General features: G+C 40.1%; 12 protein-coding genes and 1 pseudogene. 4 read left to right on the top strand and 9 right to left on the bottom strand.

Annotation, left to right across the window (positions count from 1 at the left end):
- Nucleotides 1–83: 83 nt before the first annotated feature.
- From TI10_RS02545 to TI10_RS02530, 4 genes are all read right to left on the bottom strand, one after another.
- Nucleotides 84–1,415 (bottom strand): aspartate aminotransferase family protein, encoded by a 1,332-nt coding sequence (locus TI10_RS02545; RefSeq protein WP_049581600.1) that lies wholly within the window; start codon nt 1,413–1,415, stop codon nt 84–86.
- A 174-nt stretch (nt 1,416–1,589) separates the two neighbouring features.
- Entirely contained in the window at nt 1,590–4,955 is a 3,366-nt protein-coding gene (locus tag TI10_RS02540; protein WP_244161495.1) for a molybdopterin-dependent oxidoreductase, read from the bottom strand.
- 474 nt (nt 4,956–5,429) lie between these two features.
- Nucleotides 5,430–5,717 (bottom strand): type II toxin-antitoxin system RelE family toxin, encoded by a 288-nt coding sequence (locus tag TI10_RS02535; RefSeq protein ID WP_049581597.1) that lies wholly within the window; start codon nt 5,715–5,717, stop codon nt 5,430–5,432.
- Entirely contained in the window at nt 5,714–5,965 is a 252-nt protein-coding gene (locus tag TI10_RS02530; protein ID WP_049581596.1) for a type II toxin-antitoxin system Phd/YefM family antitoxin, read from the bottom strand. The genes TI10_RS02535 and TI10_RS02530 overlap by 4 nt, the downstream gene beginning before the upstream one ends.
- A 254-nt stretch (nt 5,966–6,219) precedes the next feature.
- Here TI10_RS02530 and TI10_RS02525 point away from each other — a divergent pair, with 254 nt between their 5' ends.
- A complete protein-coding gene (locus TI10_RS02525; RefSeq protein ID WP_049581595.1) occupies nt 6,220–7,140 on the top strand; it encodes an alpha/beta hydrolase in 921 nt (306 codons plus the stop codon).
- 490 nt (nt 7,141–7,630) lie between these two features.
- Entirely contained in the window at nt 7,631–8,743 is a 1,113-nt protein-coding gene (nemA, locus tag TI10_RS02520; RefSeq protein ID WP_049581594.1) for an alkene reductase, read from the top strand.
- Between the two features lie 57 nt (nt 8,744–8,800).
- On the opposite strand, the gene TI10_RS02515 is transcribed toward nemA, so the two are convergent.
- From TI10_RS02515 to TI10_RS02505, 4 genes and pseudogenes are all read right to left on the bottom strand, one after another.
- Complete coding sequence (locus TI10_RS02515; protein WP_049581593.1) at nt 8,801–9,709, bottom strand: LysR family transcriptional regulator; 909 nt, start codon at nt 9,707–9,709, stop codon at nt 8,801–8,803.
- Nucleotides 9,710–9,786: 77 nt separating this feature from the next.
- Nucleotides 9,787–9,855: pseudogene (locus TI10_RS24785) on the bottom strand (IS200/IS605 family transposase); the annotation flags it as partial.
- 153 nt (nt 9,856–10,008) lie between these two features.
- Nucleotides 10,009–11,052: a nucleotidyltransferase family protein gene (locus TI10_RS02510; RefSeq protein ID WP_244161494.1), complete on the bottom strand. Its 1,044-nt coding sequence runs from the start codon at nt 11,050–11,052 to the stop codon at nt 10,009–10,011.
- Nucleotides 11,053–11,582: 530 nt separating this feature from the next.
- Nucleotides 11,583–12,461 carry a PhzF family phenazine biosynthesis protein gene (locus TI10_RS02505; RefSeq protein ID WP_049581592.1) on the bottom strand — a complete coding sequence of 293 codons (879 nt, stop codon included), beginning with the start codon at nt 12,459–12,461 and terminating at the stop codon, nt 11,583–11,585.
- 228 nt (nt 12,462–12,689) lie between these two features.
- On the opposite strand from TI10_RS02505, the gene TI10_RS02500 reads away from it, so the two are divergent.
- Together TI10_RS02500 and TI10_RS02495 are read left to right on the top strand one after the other, a co-directional pair.
- Complete coding sequence (locus TI10_RS02500; protein ID WP_049581591.1) at nt 12,690–14,003, top strand: glycoside hydrolase family 30 protein; 1,314 nt, start codon at nt 12,690–12,692, stop codon at nt 14,001–14,003.
- 41 nt (nt 14,004–14,044) lie between these two features.
- Nucleotides 14,045–15,487, top strand: a complete 1,443-nt coding sequence (locus tag TI10_RS02495) for a 6-phospho-beta-glucosidase (RefSeq protein WP_049581590.1) — start codon at nt 14,045–14,047, stop codon at nt 15,485–15,487.
- Between the two features lie 52 nt (nt 15,488–15,539).
- On the opposite strand, the gene TI10_RS02490 is transcribed toward TI10_RS02495, so the two are convergent.
- A complete protein-coding gene (locus TI10_RS02490) occupies nt 15,540–16,724 on the bottom strand; it encodes a XylR family transcriptional regulator (RefSeq protein ID WP_049581589.1) in 1,185 nt (394 codons plus the stop codon).
- Nucleotides 16,725–16,763: the final 39 nt, after the last annotated feature.

The following is a 16,763-nucleotide window of genomic DNA, read 5'->3' as shown; positions in this document are numbered from 1 at the left end:
GTCTTCCGTCTGTAATATCCTTATTCATCACATAGACTTTCTATAACGGTACATTGATACCCTTCTATGTTCCATCCCTTCCCTTAGTCAATGTAATGCAATACTTCCCCAACGGCGTCAAAAAGACGATCCAAATCGGCTCGTTCAGCATTGAACATCGGCCCGAATTGCAGCGTATCGCCGCTAAAGCGTACGTAAAAACCGGCTTTCCAAAGCATCATGCTGGCATCAAAAGGACGTATAGCGGCATCACCGTCACGGGCAGCCAACTCAATTGCCCCTACCAAGCCACAGTTGCGGACGTCAGTCACGTTTGGACAGTTTCCGAGAGAATGAAGGGCCATTTCGAAATGAGGAGCAAGTTCAGCAGAGCGTTGGATAAGATGGTCTTTGTGCAGCAGATCCAAGGTTGCCAACCCGGCGGCACAGGCTACCGGATGTGCCGAATAGGTATAACCATGACTAAACTCTACAAGGTGTTCTGGTAGCGGCTGAGACATAAAGGCTTCATAAATTTCACTGCTTGCCACTACGCCTCCCAGAGGAATGGCGCCATTGGTGATTTGTTTGGCAAAATTAAGAATATCTGGCGTCACATCAAAATACTCAGCAGCGGTCCAACATCCCATACGACCAAAGCCGGTAATAACTTCGTCAAAAATCAACAAAATATCATGTTGATCGCAAATTTCACGCAGACGCTGTAGATACCCTTTGGGCGGAATAATCGCACCAGCGGAACCGGCCACAGGCTCAATAATGACCGCCGCGATATTGGAGGCATCGTGCAGTTCGATCAACTTGAGCATCTCGTTAGCCAATTCCACGCCGCCAGTTTCTGCCATACCTGGCGTAAATGCCATATTGGCCTGTAGCGTATGGGATAAGTGATCTACGTCCATCAACTGTCCGAACATTTTGCGATTGCCACCAATTCCCCCCAAACTAGTACCTGCAATATTGACGCCATGATAACCACGTGCGCGGCCAATCAGTTTGGTTTTCTCGGGCTGGCCTTTCACACGCCAGTAGGCTTGCGCCATTTTGACTGAGGTGTCTAAAGTCTCAGAACCTGAACTGGTGAAAAAGACGTGATTGAGATCACCTGGTGTTAAATTGGCAATTTTTTCTGCTAGTTGAAACGACAAGGGATGACCGAACTGAAAGCCTGGCGAGTAGTCGAGGGTGCTCAATTGGTTAGCGACAGCTTGTTGAATTTCTGTCCGGGTATGCCCTGCTCCACAGGTCCAAAGACCGGACAGACTGTCGTAAATCCGGCGTCCTTTATCGTCTTTTAGCCAATGTCCTTCGGCAGCAACGATGAGGCGTGGATCGCGCTGGAAACTACGGTTGGCAGTGAATGGCATCCAGTGAGATTTTAGGTTTAACGATTCAGAAAAATGGGTTTCGGACATAGCTAAATTCCTCTCATAAAAGTAAAATTTGAGTTTAGTTCAATCCTCCGGTTTTCGCCAACAATAAATAACTAGCCTTATGACGGCATCAGTGACCTCGACAATGAGCGAGGGAGAAATGTCATCAACATACATTTCTCCCTGAACGTCTCTGCAAGTTACCTTAGTATTCTTTTAGGCATCAATGGAAATATCAGAGAGAGGTATACATTGACAAGTCAGGCACATCCCTTGCTCTGAAGGTTCTACATCATTTAAATGTTGCACTTCGCCGCTTTTTAATTTCACAGCACAACTTTCACATTGTCCAACCCGGCATCCACTTGCCATCTTAATACCACTTTTTTCGCTAAAATTAAGGAGTGTCCCTTTGTCAGGAGACCATTTAAGAAAAACGCCAGATTTTTCAAATTTAACTGTGAAACTTTTTCCGCCTTTAATTTTTACCGGAGTTAACGATCGGAACACCTCTTTATAGATATCAAAAGGCGGAACTCCCCGAGTGAGTAAACCTTCTTCGAAAGTTTTCATCATAGGAGCCGGGCCACACATATAAAAACGAGCTTGCTGTTTAATTAGCGATTCAGGAACGGCATCGGCGGTAATATATCCGTGATGCTGGTAATTAATACCCTCAATATCCACGGGCAGCGGATTGCTGTAATAGTTGATTATTTTCAACTGCTTAATTTTTGACTCAAGTTCTTTTAGCCTTTTGGAAAAAGCATGTGTATTGCTGTTTTGATTAGCATACAGCAATAAGAGTTCAGGATTTTCACCGTTAGCTGGAAGAGATTCAAGATAACTTATGAATGGAGTAATACCAATTCCTCCTGCCAACATAACAACAGGTTGCTTAGCATTAAGCGGAATAATAAAGTTTCCTCCCGGAGGCGTCAGATCCACTTCGGCTCCTGCTACCAGTGCCCTATTAATATATGAAGACATGACGCCTTCAAAAATTTCTCCGTTAGAAGTTATGCTTTTTTGATGCCGTACGGAGATACTGTAAGTCTTTCTATCTTCCTGTGTTGCCGTTCCTGTTAAAGAATAGGCCCTAATGACAGGGGTATCCTGCCCAGGTATGGAAACTTGTACCGTAATATGCTGACCAGGTTCATAATCAGGCAACATTCCTCCATCTTTTGACTCAAAAACAACGGTTTTGACACCCTTGGCTTCGAGTTTTGTACCTACAACCCGAAATGCCTTACGGCCTTGCCACGGCCTTCTTTCCGGGTTGACATCTTCTGCGAGTTTAATATCACAGCGGAATGAACGGAGCGGAGAAGCGCCGCTAATAGGATCGCAAGAGTCGTCAGAAATGAGCGCATTATAGTTACTGTTGTTTTTTCCTATGACGGGAAAATCCTCTTTCCCATAATCGGGGCACGCTTGCCACCAACCAAACTCAGCAATTATCGTATCGTAAGCAATATTATCATCTAACGAGGCTTTAAAGAGTGCTTTGCCATTGCGGGTGATGACTTCTACCCAATCTTCATTTTTAATACCTTTCTTTTCAGCCAATTTACTGTTTATATCAAGTTTAGGATAAGGTGATTTTTTACGCAGGCTGGCTAAACTTCTCTGTTGGCTATGACAATAGAAGCCATTTTTTACCGAGGTCAGTCGATAAGGGAAATGTGACTCAGAATTTAAATTCTCTTTTGGTTCATCATATATCGGGAGTGGTGGATAACCATGCCGCCACAATTTCTCAGAATAGATTTCAACCATTCCTGTTTCGGTATCAAAACCTTTAACTGTGTTCTTAACTGGATCGATTCCCGCGTATTTCCTATCACTCTGAATTAATGGAATTGAAATTCCTTCCGGCTTTTCTCTTAACGCCTCTACGGTCAAGCCAATGGGCTCAAGAATATAATTCCATCCCGCTTCAACGCTGCCATTAAAGAATATATCATTCATGCCTAAGCGACAGGCCAAGTCGAAGACAATTTCATTATCTGACCGGCTTTCTCCCCGAGGCGAAATCATTCTTTGTCTTAACTGAACTAGCTCTTCTGCCTCACCTGAAATCTCAAATCCTACACGTAGCCCTTCTCTCTCCCAAGGCGTATTCACGGGTAGTAAGATGTCAGCATAATGTGCGGTAGGCGTTTCAAAGAGATCACAATGAACATGAAACTCAAGCTGTTTTAGCGCATCTATCCCAATCTTTGTGTCAGCATGAGATGACAACATATTCGTACCAAATGCCATCATAGCTCTAATAGGGTAAGGTCGTTTGCGCAAGATTGCTTGATACAAATCCTGTGATGTTACCCAGCCATCTAGCGGTGGCCCCAACGGTCTTTCCTTAAAGCCAAGTGCTTTTTCTTGCTGTTCTTTTGGCATAAGTTTGCGGTCATTCACTGGATTAACGGGATGTTTATTGTACACCCTGTTGCTTCCCTGAGTGTCAAAGCATCCCGTTAATGCGTACAACACGGCAATTGCTCGTTCAGTCTGGGTTGCATTGGTATGCTGAGCCACACCAGTCCAAGAATGATAAGCAATTCGCTTGGAAGACATGATTAAATCTGCTGCATATAGGAGTTTTTCTTTGGTTATGCCTGTGATTTTCTCTACATATTCAGGGGTGTATTGTTGACACTCATCTATAAGTAGTTGGAATGCAGATTTACATTGTATTTTTTTATTCACATCTTTCGCAGAGTTAACCGAAAATTCGCCGAATAAAGCATAATTATCATTTTCATCACATGACACATTTTCGTGAATATCATACGTTAGCGGAGACTGAGTTATATTATTCCAGACAACATATCTGTTTTTCTGAGCTGAAATGTTTATATCTTTTTCTCGCAAGAAAAGACCATTATCATTTCGGACCAACAATGAGGCGTTCGTCCACCGTGCTACAAATGTCTGATCATATCCTCTTCGGTTTATGATGATATTTATTAGCCCAAGGGCTAACGCGGCATCCGTCCCAGGATTGATGTTGAGCCAATTATCCGCTTCTCTAGCAAGAGCCGTATGTTTAGGATCGACAACGATAAGTTTGGCGCCGGCATTTCTGCCTGTTCCAATAGCTTCAGCTTGCGCAAGCCAGGTATTTGTTGGATTGTGTCCCCATAAAATGATCAACTCGGCATTTCTGTAATCAGCCACAGGAATACTGCATCCAAAAGTAAACTTATGTGCCTCGTCTTTATGCCAGTTACACACTTCTGTACTACAGCAGACGTTAGGGCTGCCGAAATGTCGCGTGAAGCGTTCTATCCATTCAAAACTATCACTAAGAGGTGTTCCACTCGGTGAGGTGATTGAGAAAGCAATCGATTCTGAACCAGACTCAGCCTTATAGAAAGCCAGTTTCTCAGCAACATATTTCAAAGCTTCATCCCAGGTGATTTTTTCCCAACCTGGATCTGCATCACCTTTGGGATTTGTCCTACGGAGAGGATAAAGAATCCGGTTAGGACTATGAGCTAATTCTGGTGCAGCTTTCCCCTTCATACACATGGCATTGCCGGTGGGGTGATTTGGGTTCTGCTTGATTTTTATCAATGTATCGTTACGAACTTCGTTGACAGTGCCACATCTCGATCTACAGAGGGTACAGTATCCTTCTTTAAACTCGCTCTTCATAAGATAACCTCATATAACTTCACAAAATGTTTGCTTCACGGTTGTTGCGCAGGGTTGATGCCAGTACGTATTACTGGCTCCTTCTTAATTAACTAAAGGATTAACAACGTAATGACTGATCATTTTTATATTTTTCTCGTAAATTTCATTGTAATAGAAAACTAAATGAACAATTTCACGTATAGAAGGTTTTTGAATTTTCTATACGTGACTTCATATATTGAACTAATTCATACTAATGTTACTTACTTGCGTTGTTTTTGCTGTATCCGGGACATAGATAACTTCTTCATTTATCCCCTCTTCTGCTTTGATGATAGGTGTCGAAATTTAATTTTCAGTAATATTAAAATTAACTCCCTTTTTAATTTCTTGGCAATATTATTCCCTTATCTATCTTAGTCTCTTACTTGCCAGCTCATACGCTTCATTCCGCTCGCGCTTACCAACTGCTACCACGGCGATGATCAACACATTATCCATGACTTCATAAACCAAGCGAAAACCAGAAGCGCGTAATTTTATTTTGTAATAATTCGGCATGCCTCGAAGTTTAGCTGATGGAATATGAGGTTCAACACAACACTTTTTCAGCTTCTTAGCAAATTGTTGTTGGACTGATTTATCAAGCCTCTCCCACTCCTTGAGAGCATCTTCCCTGAATTTCACGCTATAGGTCATAGATAATTATCCAGATCTACATCAACCAATGCCTGTCCTCTACGCTCATTTACTAGTCGAATAAGCTCTTGATCGTCCAAAGTATCAAGTATCTGTTCGTAGAGTTCCGCAGGAATACAATAAAACACAGGTTGGTTACGATTTAGGATCGCAACAGGGTATCCAGCCCCAGCATTAACGGTCGCCATAGGGTTCTTTTTAAGCTCACTAACGCTTGCGCTAATCTCAGACAGAATTATATTAGCCATAGAAATACTCCAAAAGACTTGTTAGTAAGTCTTATAGTAGCTTTCTTTGTTCAGAAGAGAAACAAAAAAGACCACTTAAAAGGTCTTCTTCTCCGGTGTTTTTTTATTCTCAATTACTATCAGCGTATTTTTTCGGTGATTTGCCCAGCTCGTACACAATTATCTATGCTGGTTTTAGCTATTATTGGCGCTCAGTACGCGACACGAGAAATTTTGCCATCTGGTAATCACCTTTTTACAGAGGAATCATCATTATGCCGCTTGATAAAAATGTTGAAAAATGGCTTGCTTCCATGCCTGAAATTGAAATAACAGCAAATTCCCCCTTGGAACAACTTCGAATCTCTATTGAGGATACTCTTATCCAACAACAGGGCGAATGGAACGATGCGACATATAATAGCAGCTTTACTGTCCCCGCAGAGGATGGTTTCCCCATTCCTGTTCGCGTGTATGTACCTTATGGAAAAGAAAAGATGAGTGATAAACCTGCGCTGGTTTATGCTCATGGCGGTGGGTGGTGCGTAGGCAGTCTTGATGCCTGGGATCGTCCTTGCCGCAAGCTGGCGGAATCAACGGGTTGCGTTATCTTCTCGGTAGATTATCGGCTTGCCCCCGAAAACCCTTTTCCGGTACCACTAACGGATTTCTATGCAGCTCTATGCTATATCACGGATAATGCGGAAAAATTTGGCATCAATACGCAACAAATCGCGGTCGGCGGTGATAGCGCAGGGGGTAATCTTGCCGTTGCGGCTTGTTTGATGTCGCGAAACCAAAAAGGACCTGCTATTTGCCATCAATTGCTATTCTATCCAGCGTTAGATGCATCAATGGAAACGGATTCATACGATAAATATGGTGAAGGCTATGTATTGACAAAGCAGATGATGACATTCTTTTGGCAGGCATACATCAGTGAGCACAACGACAGAACAAATCCACTTATCTCGCCTGCTAATTTAACGCATTTTGAAGGATTGCCAGATGCAACTATTTTGCTTTGCGAATATGACCCGCTAAGAAGTGAAGGAGAATCTTATGCACAGCAATTAAGGGATGCCGGTGTGTCTGTACAGATTGAAACTATTGAGGGAATGATACATGGTGCGATGCATATGACTGCGATGACGCCATTTGTTGAAGTATTTTACAAAAAGCCCCGCTTTTGTTGAAAAGTATCTATCAGGCCAATTTGATAAAAATTGGCCTCAATGATGTTCTGGAATCATCAGGGTACGGGCGCTGGTAGTTGTTCCTTTCAATATGAACTATGACTGCTTTCTCTTCCGGGGATTTGATTAATGTCATTTCGAAAATATTAGCAAATTAGATTCTTCATAATATGGAAATAGCATTAATTGCTATAAATTTTAACTAAACAGTCTTTGATTTCATCTCAATATATCTACTCTTAATTCCCCTTTCCTTCTGAAGTTTGATTATTAGCAACTTGGGGAATATCGCTCCCATATTAAGGTACATACTCTCCCTAATTGAAATTAAAATCAATTAAAACAATGAATTATAAATTCACTGGATTTATGCATCAAGTTAAAACTGTTGAACATGATTTTCTTACCAATTACCCTTCCCTCATCAACAAAATAATACAAATACGTTTTCTTGTCTGAGTATTTCGCGATCTCATATAAAGGAGGATTTATGAAATTTCCCCATCTGTTTAATCCATTAAAAATAGGTGCTATTACTACGCCTAATCGTATTTTTATGGCGCCTCTTACCCGCTTGCGAAGTATTGAACCCGGCGATATTCCCACATCAATGATGGCTGAATATTATCGTCAACGTGCTGGCGCCGGATTGATCATCACTGAGGCTACACAGGTTTCATTTCAGGCGAAAGGTTATTCAGGCGCGCCCGGTTTGCATACGTCTGAACAGATAAGCGCCTGGAAAAAAATTAATGAAGGAATTCATCAAGCGGGTGGCCTTAGCGATGTGCAATTATGGCATACGGGGCGAATATCTCACTCATCTCTTCAACCCGGACAGCAAGCTCCAGTGGCGCCTTCTGCGATATTTGCTAACACGCGGACCTCGGTGCGAGACGCTCAAGGCAATGTGATTCGAATCGACACGTCCAAGCCGCGAGCTTTGAAGAAAGATGAAATTCATCAGATTGTCAGCGATTACCGTCAGGCAGCCATCAATGCGCAAGAAGCTGACTTCGACATGATGGAAATCCATGCCGCGCATGGTTATCTTATTCATCAGTTCTTGTCGCCCGCAGCCAATCAACGTGATGATGAATATGGCGGCAATATTGAGAACCGTGCGCGATTTGCTCTGGAAGTGGTGGATGCTGCCACTGAAAGTTGGAGTTCTGATCGGATTGGCATCCGTATCTATCCGTTAGGGCCATATAATGGTCTAAGTCGTTATGAAGATGAGGAGCAAGCCGCGCTTTACCTGATCCGCGAGTTGGCAAAACGTAATCTGGCTTATCTACACATTTCCGAACCTGATTGGGCTGGAGGAGAACCTTTCAGTGAAGCATTTCGTCAAACTATCCGCGAGGCTTATCCTGGTGTGATTGTTGCGGCAGGCGCTTATACTGCCGAGAAAGCGGAGGAACTGATTGCAAAAGGATTAATTGATGCAGTGGCATTCGGGCGAAACTTTATTGCTAATCCTGACTTAGTTGAGCGACTGCGGATTGGCGCCCCCCTGAACGAGCAACGTCCAGAATTCTTCTATGCTAATGGCCCTGAAGGATACACCGATTATCCTACTTTAGAGCAATTAAGCGCATAATTGTACTGTGCGCTTTAATGACGGTGATAATTACCGCCATTAAAGCGCTTTCACTTTCTACTCCCAAGGTACGCCATTTTCCCAGTTCTCTACCAAGAGGTCGATAAATCCCCGAATGCGAGGGGAAAGATGCTTTTTACTTGGATAAATGATTCGGATAGGTTCGGGCTCAACATGGTAATTTTCCAACACAGGAACAAGTTTACCGTTACTAAGATCTTTGCCAACAACATAGCTAGGTAGATGAATGAGACCGAACCCTGCCAGCGCCGATTCGAGCATAGCTTCCGCGCTATCGATATTTAGCCGTCCTGGACCTTCAAAAATGTAGGTTCCTTCCGCAGTTTCAAAACGCCAGGAACGGCGTTTATCCGCACTCAGGAAGAAAATAGTGTCATGTGCATGCAACGCCTGCGGCGTTTCAGGTACACCTCGCCGGGCCAAATAATCCGGTGATGCACAGGTAATCATCCGCTGAGTAGCGATGGTACGTGTAAGAATACGAGAATCATCTTTTGGTTCACCAATGCGGATGGCAATATCGAACCCTTCCTCGATCAAGTCAACATAACGATCAGTAAAGGCAATATCCGCCTGTAGTTCAGGCCAGCGTTTCAGGAAAGTTTCCAGCAAGGAAAGAATATGGCGTTTCCCTAAGGAGATCGGCGCGGTTAATTTCAGCGTCCCGGTCGGGTTTACCCTGCGCATCGCCATCGTGTTATCCACTTCTTCGAGGTCTTCAAGAATCTGACGACAGCGTTCGAACATAATGCGCCCTTCATCTGTCAGGCTAAGCCGCCGAGTGGTTCGGTTCAGTAATCTTACGCCTAAGCGGGTCTCCAGGCGCACAATGCTTTTACCAATGGCGGAGCGAGTAAGCCCCAAAGAACCCGCCGCTTGTGTATAACTTCCGGCCCGTACCGCGGCCACAAAAGCCGCAATATCGCCGATTCTGTTCAATTCCATCTTTTCCTCCAAAGGGTACTCCCGCCGACATAAGGCGGGAGGGAAATTGGGACGGGCTTGAAAAGCCCGAAGAATAATCAGCCACGCTGATGCTGAATATATTGTTTAACCACTTCCAACGGCGTACCACCGTACGAACCAGCAAATTTTGCATTGAAATTAACCGGACATACTAGCGTATGTAGTCCAGGAAGAATTGTTTCCCTGGACTGATTTATTCAACAAAGCTGGAGATGAGGTTTTATTTGCTATACTAATCTCACACCTGCATAAATATCTTTGGGTGCCTTCTTTAAAGCTCAGAACCGACCAATAAAAGGCTCAAGAATTTTAACCGACTCAGCTTCGCTTACCTGAGCTGATGTTGCCCTTATAAGTGCTTTATTAAATTCAACTAATTTCAGGCAGGTATTAATACGTTGTGATAAATTTAATTTACTTAAGAGGTTTTGATCTTTCTGATATACAGGCAAGTCAATCTTTGCATTTGGAGCACCTTCACATTTATCATTCTTAAAATACTTAATAATACTATAGCTGGTGACATCACGAAGAGTATCTGTGGATTTATTATAATTATATGTAGCGCCCTTATCCTTACTGAAATCGTAAATCATAGTAACTAAGGCAATTGAGGGTATTTTCACCTCTTGATCGGAAAAAATTTTCTCCCGCCATACTTTTAATATTTTTCCTGAGCGATTAATTATCTCTCTTTTGGGTGTACTTTTACTGAAAATATTATCAAGTTCGGAGTACAAACTCAGACGTTCTGAACGATACCATTCTGATGTGTCGGCATCTTTTCCATAGTTCAATTCAGAACACCTTTTATCGATAGAGCATAAAGGTACTGATTTGTTCAGAACATTGAAAAATGCAATATCGATATCTTCTGTACTGTTACTTAAATTTACTACTGGAATCTTGATAGTATAATTATACTTATTACCAAAAACTTCTTTGAATACATTGACAGCATCATCCTTTAGTTTAACCGGACTAAGTTTGTCCATAGAGTCGCCATTGTTGTATTTATAAACAAATGCAATGTCAAGATCCGATGGACCAGCCAGAGCCATTCCATAAGCTAAACTTCCCTGAACCTCTATGCCAACCTTTGAAAAAGTACCATACTTGCCCCAATATTTTGCAGAATACAACTTGTCAACAGATGCGCTATACAGCTCGTTCCCAAGTTTATATAGTTGCTCTTCTGTACTTTTTGGTAATGAAATTTTATTTTCAAAGTTAATCATTCTCGTTTCTTGAATTGCTCCTATGGAAAACGAGGAGAAAAAAAATAGTGTGACTGGCAATAAAGAAAGAAATTTATTATTCATATATACTCCTTAAGTTTAGTTAATAACTAGATAGTTTTAAATGGTGGTGGATTTGTTCCTATGTTTCATTGAGAATTTCAATAGGAATTAATTCAGTAGTGATTAATTCAATCCGTTACTTATAATCTTGAATCGCCCATAACATATAAGCAGAGCTTTCAGAGTTTTGCTGCATCGATATATTTATAGAGTGTTGATTTCGATATCACCATTAATTCATAAATCTGTTCTATGGTAATCGTCAGTATATCCATCAAAAAAGAGCATTTTCATTATCAAATAACGTGGATTCATTATCATTTAATCTTGGCTTGAGGTTCGGATAGAATTATTTTGTGGGTTCAAAGTAATTATTGATTGCAGGGCTTATCTATGACAATTAAGCCACTAGAAGGATATAGATTCATAATATGATATTGTCGGAAAACATTTGTTTTCCGACAAAGCAAGCGCTATTTTTGAGTTATCTAATTAGAAATTTTACCTAAAACCTCAAGCAGTATTATGCATATTAGGGTTTATAGCTTTCTTTAGATCGTGATGGCGCCATTGATACAGGTTACAGCACTGCCGCCGACAAAAATCTTACCATCAGAATGACTGAGCCATACGCTTCCTTGACGGCCAAGTTTTTTGCCCTGTGATGAATGAACGACTTTATCGTCAATCATTGTTACTTTGTGGTGGCGCATAAATGCGGCAACACTGCCGTTTCCACTACCGCAAACAGGATCTTCGTTGACGCCGCATGATGGGGCGAAAGAGCGTACTTCAATATCAGCTTCTGCTCCTTCACGGTAGTTACCATACAGGCAAACTCCGGTGATGTTCATTTGCGTGTCGTGTTCATACAACTTGGCATAATCAGGTTCTGTTGCCAGCACGGCTTCTGCTCCCGCAGTATGAGCGACAATCCAGCTAGCTCCTACGTCAATAAGCGCGGGTGTTAACGCGCGATCTAACCGGCAGCCCAGAATATTTTCGAGGCGATCGGTCTGTTCAGTATTAAGCAATGTGATGGTGGGTTCTGGCAGTTCGAAGGTGATTGATTGTTGACCAGATTCTATTTCGGTAACATTTAGTGTAATCAGTCCTGCCCCACATTCTTGCACAATACGCCCTTCTCTCGCCTGAATTAATCCGGCTTCAAGAAGAGCATGTGCGGTACCAATCGTGGGATGACCGGCAAAAGGAAGTTCACTACTGGGTGTGAAAATCCGTACACGATAATCTGCCAATGGATTTTCTGCCGGCAGAATAAAAGTGGTTTCAGAAAGATTGGTCCAGTTGGCAATGCCTTGCATCTGTATCGGTGAAAGTGCTTGAGCATCCATAACAACGGCGACGGGATTTCCTTTAAAAGGCCGGTGAGTGAATACATCAACCTGTTTAAATGGTACGAGAGACATGAAATTTCCTTATTTTTAGTGGCAGAAAGCAGTTTAGAGGTGTATCAGGGAATATACCGTTTAACACGGTGGTTTATAATAAAAGAATAATTTCGGTAAAATATATGTGATGAAACTCAAAGAAAACAATTAAATTAAATCCTTTATGAAATAACATAATACTAATATTAAAATAATTATGTTTAATTGGTTGCAATGAATTAATACTTTTATGGGAAACAATAAACCATGATCAAACTTATCTATACAAATAATAAAGAACAATGGAAAGAAGGATTATCGATTAAAAAAACAGATGAAAAAGCTAATTTAATTATCACCAATAAACGAGGTAGAAAACTAGATGGCTTTGGCGGTTGTTTTAATGAACTTGGGATGAAAGCTTTATTAGATCTGGATAAAGAGAATAGAAAAACCGTTTTAGATAAACTATTTTCGCCGGATGGAGAATGTAAATTAACATTAGCTAGAATGCCAATAGGCGCCAGCGATTATGCTGTTTCTTGGTATAGTTTAAACGATATTGAAGATGATTATAATATGGATCATTTTTCAATTCAAAGAGACAAAAATTTATTAATTCCTTATATAAAGGAAGCTTTAAAAAGACAACCAAATTTAAAAATATCTGCTTCACCGTGGAGCCCTCCGGTATGGCTTAAGACTCATCAGGTCTATAATTTTGGCAGATTAAAGAGTGATGCTCAAAGTCAGGATGCCTATGCTTTATATTTTGCAAAATTTATCGAAGAGTATCAGAAAGAAGGTATTTTAATTAATCAAATTCATATCCAGAATGAAGTTGCTGCGGATCAAAAATTCCCTTCTTGTGTGTGGAGCGGTGAGCAATTAAGATATTTTATAAAAAAATATCTCGGACCTAAATTCGAACAAAATAATGTAAAAGCTGAGATTTGGCTAGGTACTATTAATGCCCCTGAATTCTCTAAAGAAATTGGACAGGATTATGATGATTATGCAAACTGTGTATTACGTGATGTGGGGGCCTATAAATATATAAAAGGCGTTGGTTATCAATGGCAAGGGAAAAATGCTATTCAAAGAACGGTACAAAGCTATCCAGAATTAAAATATTATCAAACTGAAAATGAATGTGGTGATGGTCATAATAGTTGGGAATATGCTCATTATGTATTTACCCTTTTCAGGCATTATTTAACCAATGGCGCTAATGGTTATTTTTACTGGAATATGGCGCTGCATTCGGAGGGAGAAAGTAGTTGGGGTTGGAAACAGAATAGCATGATAAGTATTCCAAAAGGAATAAATAAAGTAATATATAATCCAGAGTATTATGTCATGCGCCATTTTTCGGGTTTAATTTTACCTGACGCACAACATATTGAATTAGAAGGTAATATGTCAGGAAATGCCGTTGCTTTCGAGAATAAAACGGGTTCCCTTGTGGTGAATATAAATAACTCTTATAAAGAAAAGCAAAAAATAAATATTAGTTATAATAATGAGATTTGGTCTGTTTATTTGGAATCTAACTCGATTAATTCTATTATCTTTAACTAAGAAAGTAGATTTTTGATGAAGATAATAATCAGGAGTTACTTATGAAGAATAAATTTCCTACTGGTTTTTTATGGGGCGGCGCGGTTGCTGCTAACCAAGTTGAAGGTCATTGGGATCAGGATGGCAAAGGAATGAGTATTGCTGATGTTATGACAAAAGGAGAGCACGGTGTTGATCGTGTCATCACTAATGGTATTGAGGAAAATAAAATCTACCCTAATCATCAAGGTGTGAAATTTTATTCCCAATATAAAGATGACATTGCATTATTTGCAGAAATGGGATTCAAATGCTTTAGGACATCAATTGCTTGGTCAAGAATTTTTCCTCATGGTGATGAATTACAACCTAACGAGGCAGGCTTAAAATTTTACGATGATCTTATTGATGAATTGTTGAAATATAATATTGAACCCATTATTACTTTATCTCACTTTGAAATGCCTTATCACTTGGCTAAGAAATATGGTGGTTGGTATAACCGAAAAGTAATAGACTTTTTTATGAATTTTAGCCTAACGGTTATGGAAAGATATAAAGATAAAGTCAAATACTGGATTACATTTAATGAAATTAATAACCAAATAAACTGGCAATATCCACTATTTGGTTATTGTAATTCAGGCGTGATTTTCCAGGATCACGATAATCCAGAACAGGTCATGTATCAAACCATTCATCATCAATTTGTTGCTAGTGCAAAAGTTGTCAAATTAGGCCATGAAATAAATCCTAATTTTAAAATTGGCTGCATGATCCATATGTCGCCATTATATCCAGAGAGCTGTAAGCCAGAAGATGTTTTATATGCACAACAAGCTATGCGTCAGAAATATCTGTTTAGTGATGTTCAACTTCGTGGATATTATCCATCTTATCTTATTAAGGAATGGGAAAGAAAAAATATAGAACTTCATATTGAAGATGGCGATTTAAATTGGTTGCGGGAAGGTTGCGCTGATTATTTAGCGATAAGCTATTATATGAGTAATATTGTCTCTTCATCCACGGAAATGTTAGAAAAAAATAGCCAATCCCTCTCCTTCTTTGAGAAAGGAAAGCTCAATCCCTATTTAAAATCTTCTGAATGGGAATGGCAAATTGATCCTATAGGCATTCGATACAGTTTATCTGAATTATCTGAACGTTATCAGAAACCTATTTTTATCGTTGAGAATGGGTTGGGTTCCGTTGATAAATTACTCCAAGATGGTGTTATCAATGATGATTATCGTATTGAATATTTAGCATCACACTTATCTGAAATTAAAAAATCTATTTTGTTCGATGGTGTTGATATCCTTGGTTATACCTCATGGGGATGTATCGATTGCGTCTCTTTTTCAACTGGCGAATATCGTAAACGATATGGATTCATTTATGTCAATGTTGATGATAATGGAAATGGCGATTTTTCCCGTTATAAGAAAAAGAGTTTTTATTGGTATAAAAAAGTCATAGCAACGAATGGCGAAGATATCTAATTAAATTAAAAGCTATCCTGTTGGTTTGGGATGGCTTATTGATTTGAAATATTTAATTCTCTTTGGTGATTTTATATTTATCTCGATACTCTTTAGGAGTCATATTATAGTTTCGTTTGAACATGGAGTAAAAATAATGTAAAGAAGAATAGCCGCAAACGGTAACAATTTCACTGATTGAAATAGAGCTATGTATTAAAAGGTTTTTTACTTTATCTAACTTTTCATTATGAATGATGGTATGCATTGTTTGTCCAAATTCATTTTTAAAACGGTTTTCAAGATTAGAGCGTGACATACCAACAGCATCAATAACTTGTTCAACCCTTATCCCTTTACAAGCGTGATGACGAATATAATGCATTGCTTGAATAACCGCGGGATCGCTTAATGCCCGAAAATCTGTCGATTGCCTTGCAATAACCTTTAAAGGTGGAATTAATTGGCGGTGGTATTTCTTAGGAGCGTGGCCTTTAAGGAGTTTATGAAGCAATTTTGCTGCTTGGTAGCCCATTTGTTGTGTACCTTGCACGACGGAAGAGAGCGCGGTACGTGAAAGAAAACGAGCTATTTCTTCATTATCTATACCGATAACACAGATTTTATCAGGAATAGGAATATTGAGGTGTTCACACGCGGCCAAAATATGTCGAGCTCTGGCATCCGTTACCGCAATAATTCCGGTATTTGGGGATAAAGTTTGGAGCCAGTCTTTTAATCTATCTTGTGCATAAAACCAATTTTCTGGTGTTGTCTCCATTCCTTGATAAACGACACCCTGATATTTTTCTTTTTCAACTAATTGTCGGAAAGCATATTCACGCTCTATTGCCCATCGTTTACCACTTGTCTGTGGTAGGCCATAAAATGCGAAACGTTTAATACCTTTATCTTTTAAATGATTAAATGCACTTTCTATTAAAGCGAAGTTATTTGTTGCAATATAATGAGCCGCAGGATAATGACTTTCCAGGTGATAAGAGCCGCCGACACCAATAACAGGAATATCTAACTGGCTAAAAAAACGTTGAATTTCTATATCATCAAAATCAGCAATAATTCCGTCACTCTGCAAGGTTTCTAGACTATTTAATTTCGCGGTGAAATCTTCTTCAATGAAGATATCCCAATTACATTTAAATGCCTGTAAATATTCACCTATTCCTTCTATCACCTGACGATCATAGGCTTTATTAGCGTTAAATAATAGTGTTATATGGTATCGTCTATTCATCATTTATTTCCTTATTGATTTATACCCTTCATCTTTCAAGCT

The sequence above is a fragment of the Photorhabdus luminescens subsp. luminescens genome, assembly GCF_001083805.1.
GTDB lineage: Bacteria > Pseudomonadota > Gammaproteobacteria > Enterobacterales > Enterobacteriaceae > Photorhabdus > Photorhabdus luminescens.
Note: the sequence above shows the minus strand (reverse complement) of the source record. Positions and strands in the feature narration are given on the sequence as shown.

What these genes read in the sequence shown, in the direction of transcription:
- TI10_RS02545 (WP_049581600.1), bottom strand. Translation starts at nt 1,415, where the DNA reads ATGTCCGAAACCCATTTTTCTGAATCGTTAAACCTAAAATCTCACTGG.
- TI10_RS02535 (WP_049581597.1), bottom strand. Translation starts at nt 5,717, where the DNA reads ATGACCTATAGCGTGAAATTCAGGGAAGATGCTCTCAAGGAGTGGGAG.
- TI10_RS02530 (WP_049581596.1), bottom strand. Translation starts at nt 5,965, where the DNA reads ATGGCTAATATAATTCTGTCTGAGATTAGCGCAAGCGTTAGTGAGCTT.
- TI10_RS02525 (WP_049581595.1), top strand. Translation starts at nt 6,220, where the DNA reads ATGCCGCTTGATAAAAATGTTGAAAAATGGCTTGCTTCCATGCCTGAA.
- nemA (WP_049581594.1), top strand. Translation starts at nt 7,631, where the DNA reads ATGAAATTTCCCCATCTGTTTAATCCATTAAAAATAGGTGCTATTACT.
- TI10_RS02515 (WP_049581593.1), bottom strand. Translation starts at nt 9,709, where the DNA reads ATGGAATTGAACAGAATCGGCGATATTGCGGCTTTTGTGGCCGCGGTA.
- TI10_RS02510 (WP_244161494.1), bottom strand. Translation starts at nt 11,052, where the DNA reads ATGAATAATAAATTTCTTTCTTTATTGCCAGTCACACTATTTTTTTTC.
- TI10_RS02505 (WP_049581592.1), bottom strand. Translation starts at nt 12,461, where the DNA reads ATGTCTCTCGTACCATTTAAACAGGTTGATGTATTCACTCACCGGCCT.
- TI10_RS02500 (WP_049581591.1), top strand. Translation starts at nt 12,690, where the DNA reads ATGATCAAACTTATCTATACAAATAATAAAGAACAATGGAAAGAAGGA.
- TI10_RS02495 (WP_049581590.1), top strand. Translation starts at nt 14,045, where the DNA reads ATGAAGAATAAATTTCCTACTGGTTTTTTATGGGGCGGCGCGGTTGCT.
- TI10_RS02490 (WP_049581589.1), bottom strand. Translation starts at nt 16,724, where the DNA reads ATGATGAATAGACGATACCATATAACACTATTATTTAACGCTAATAAA.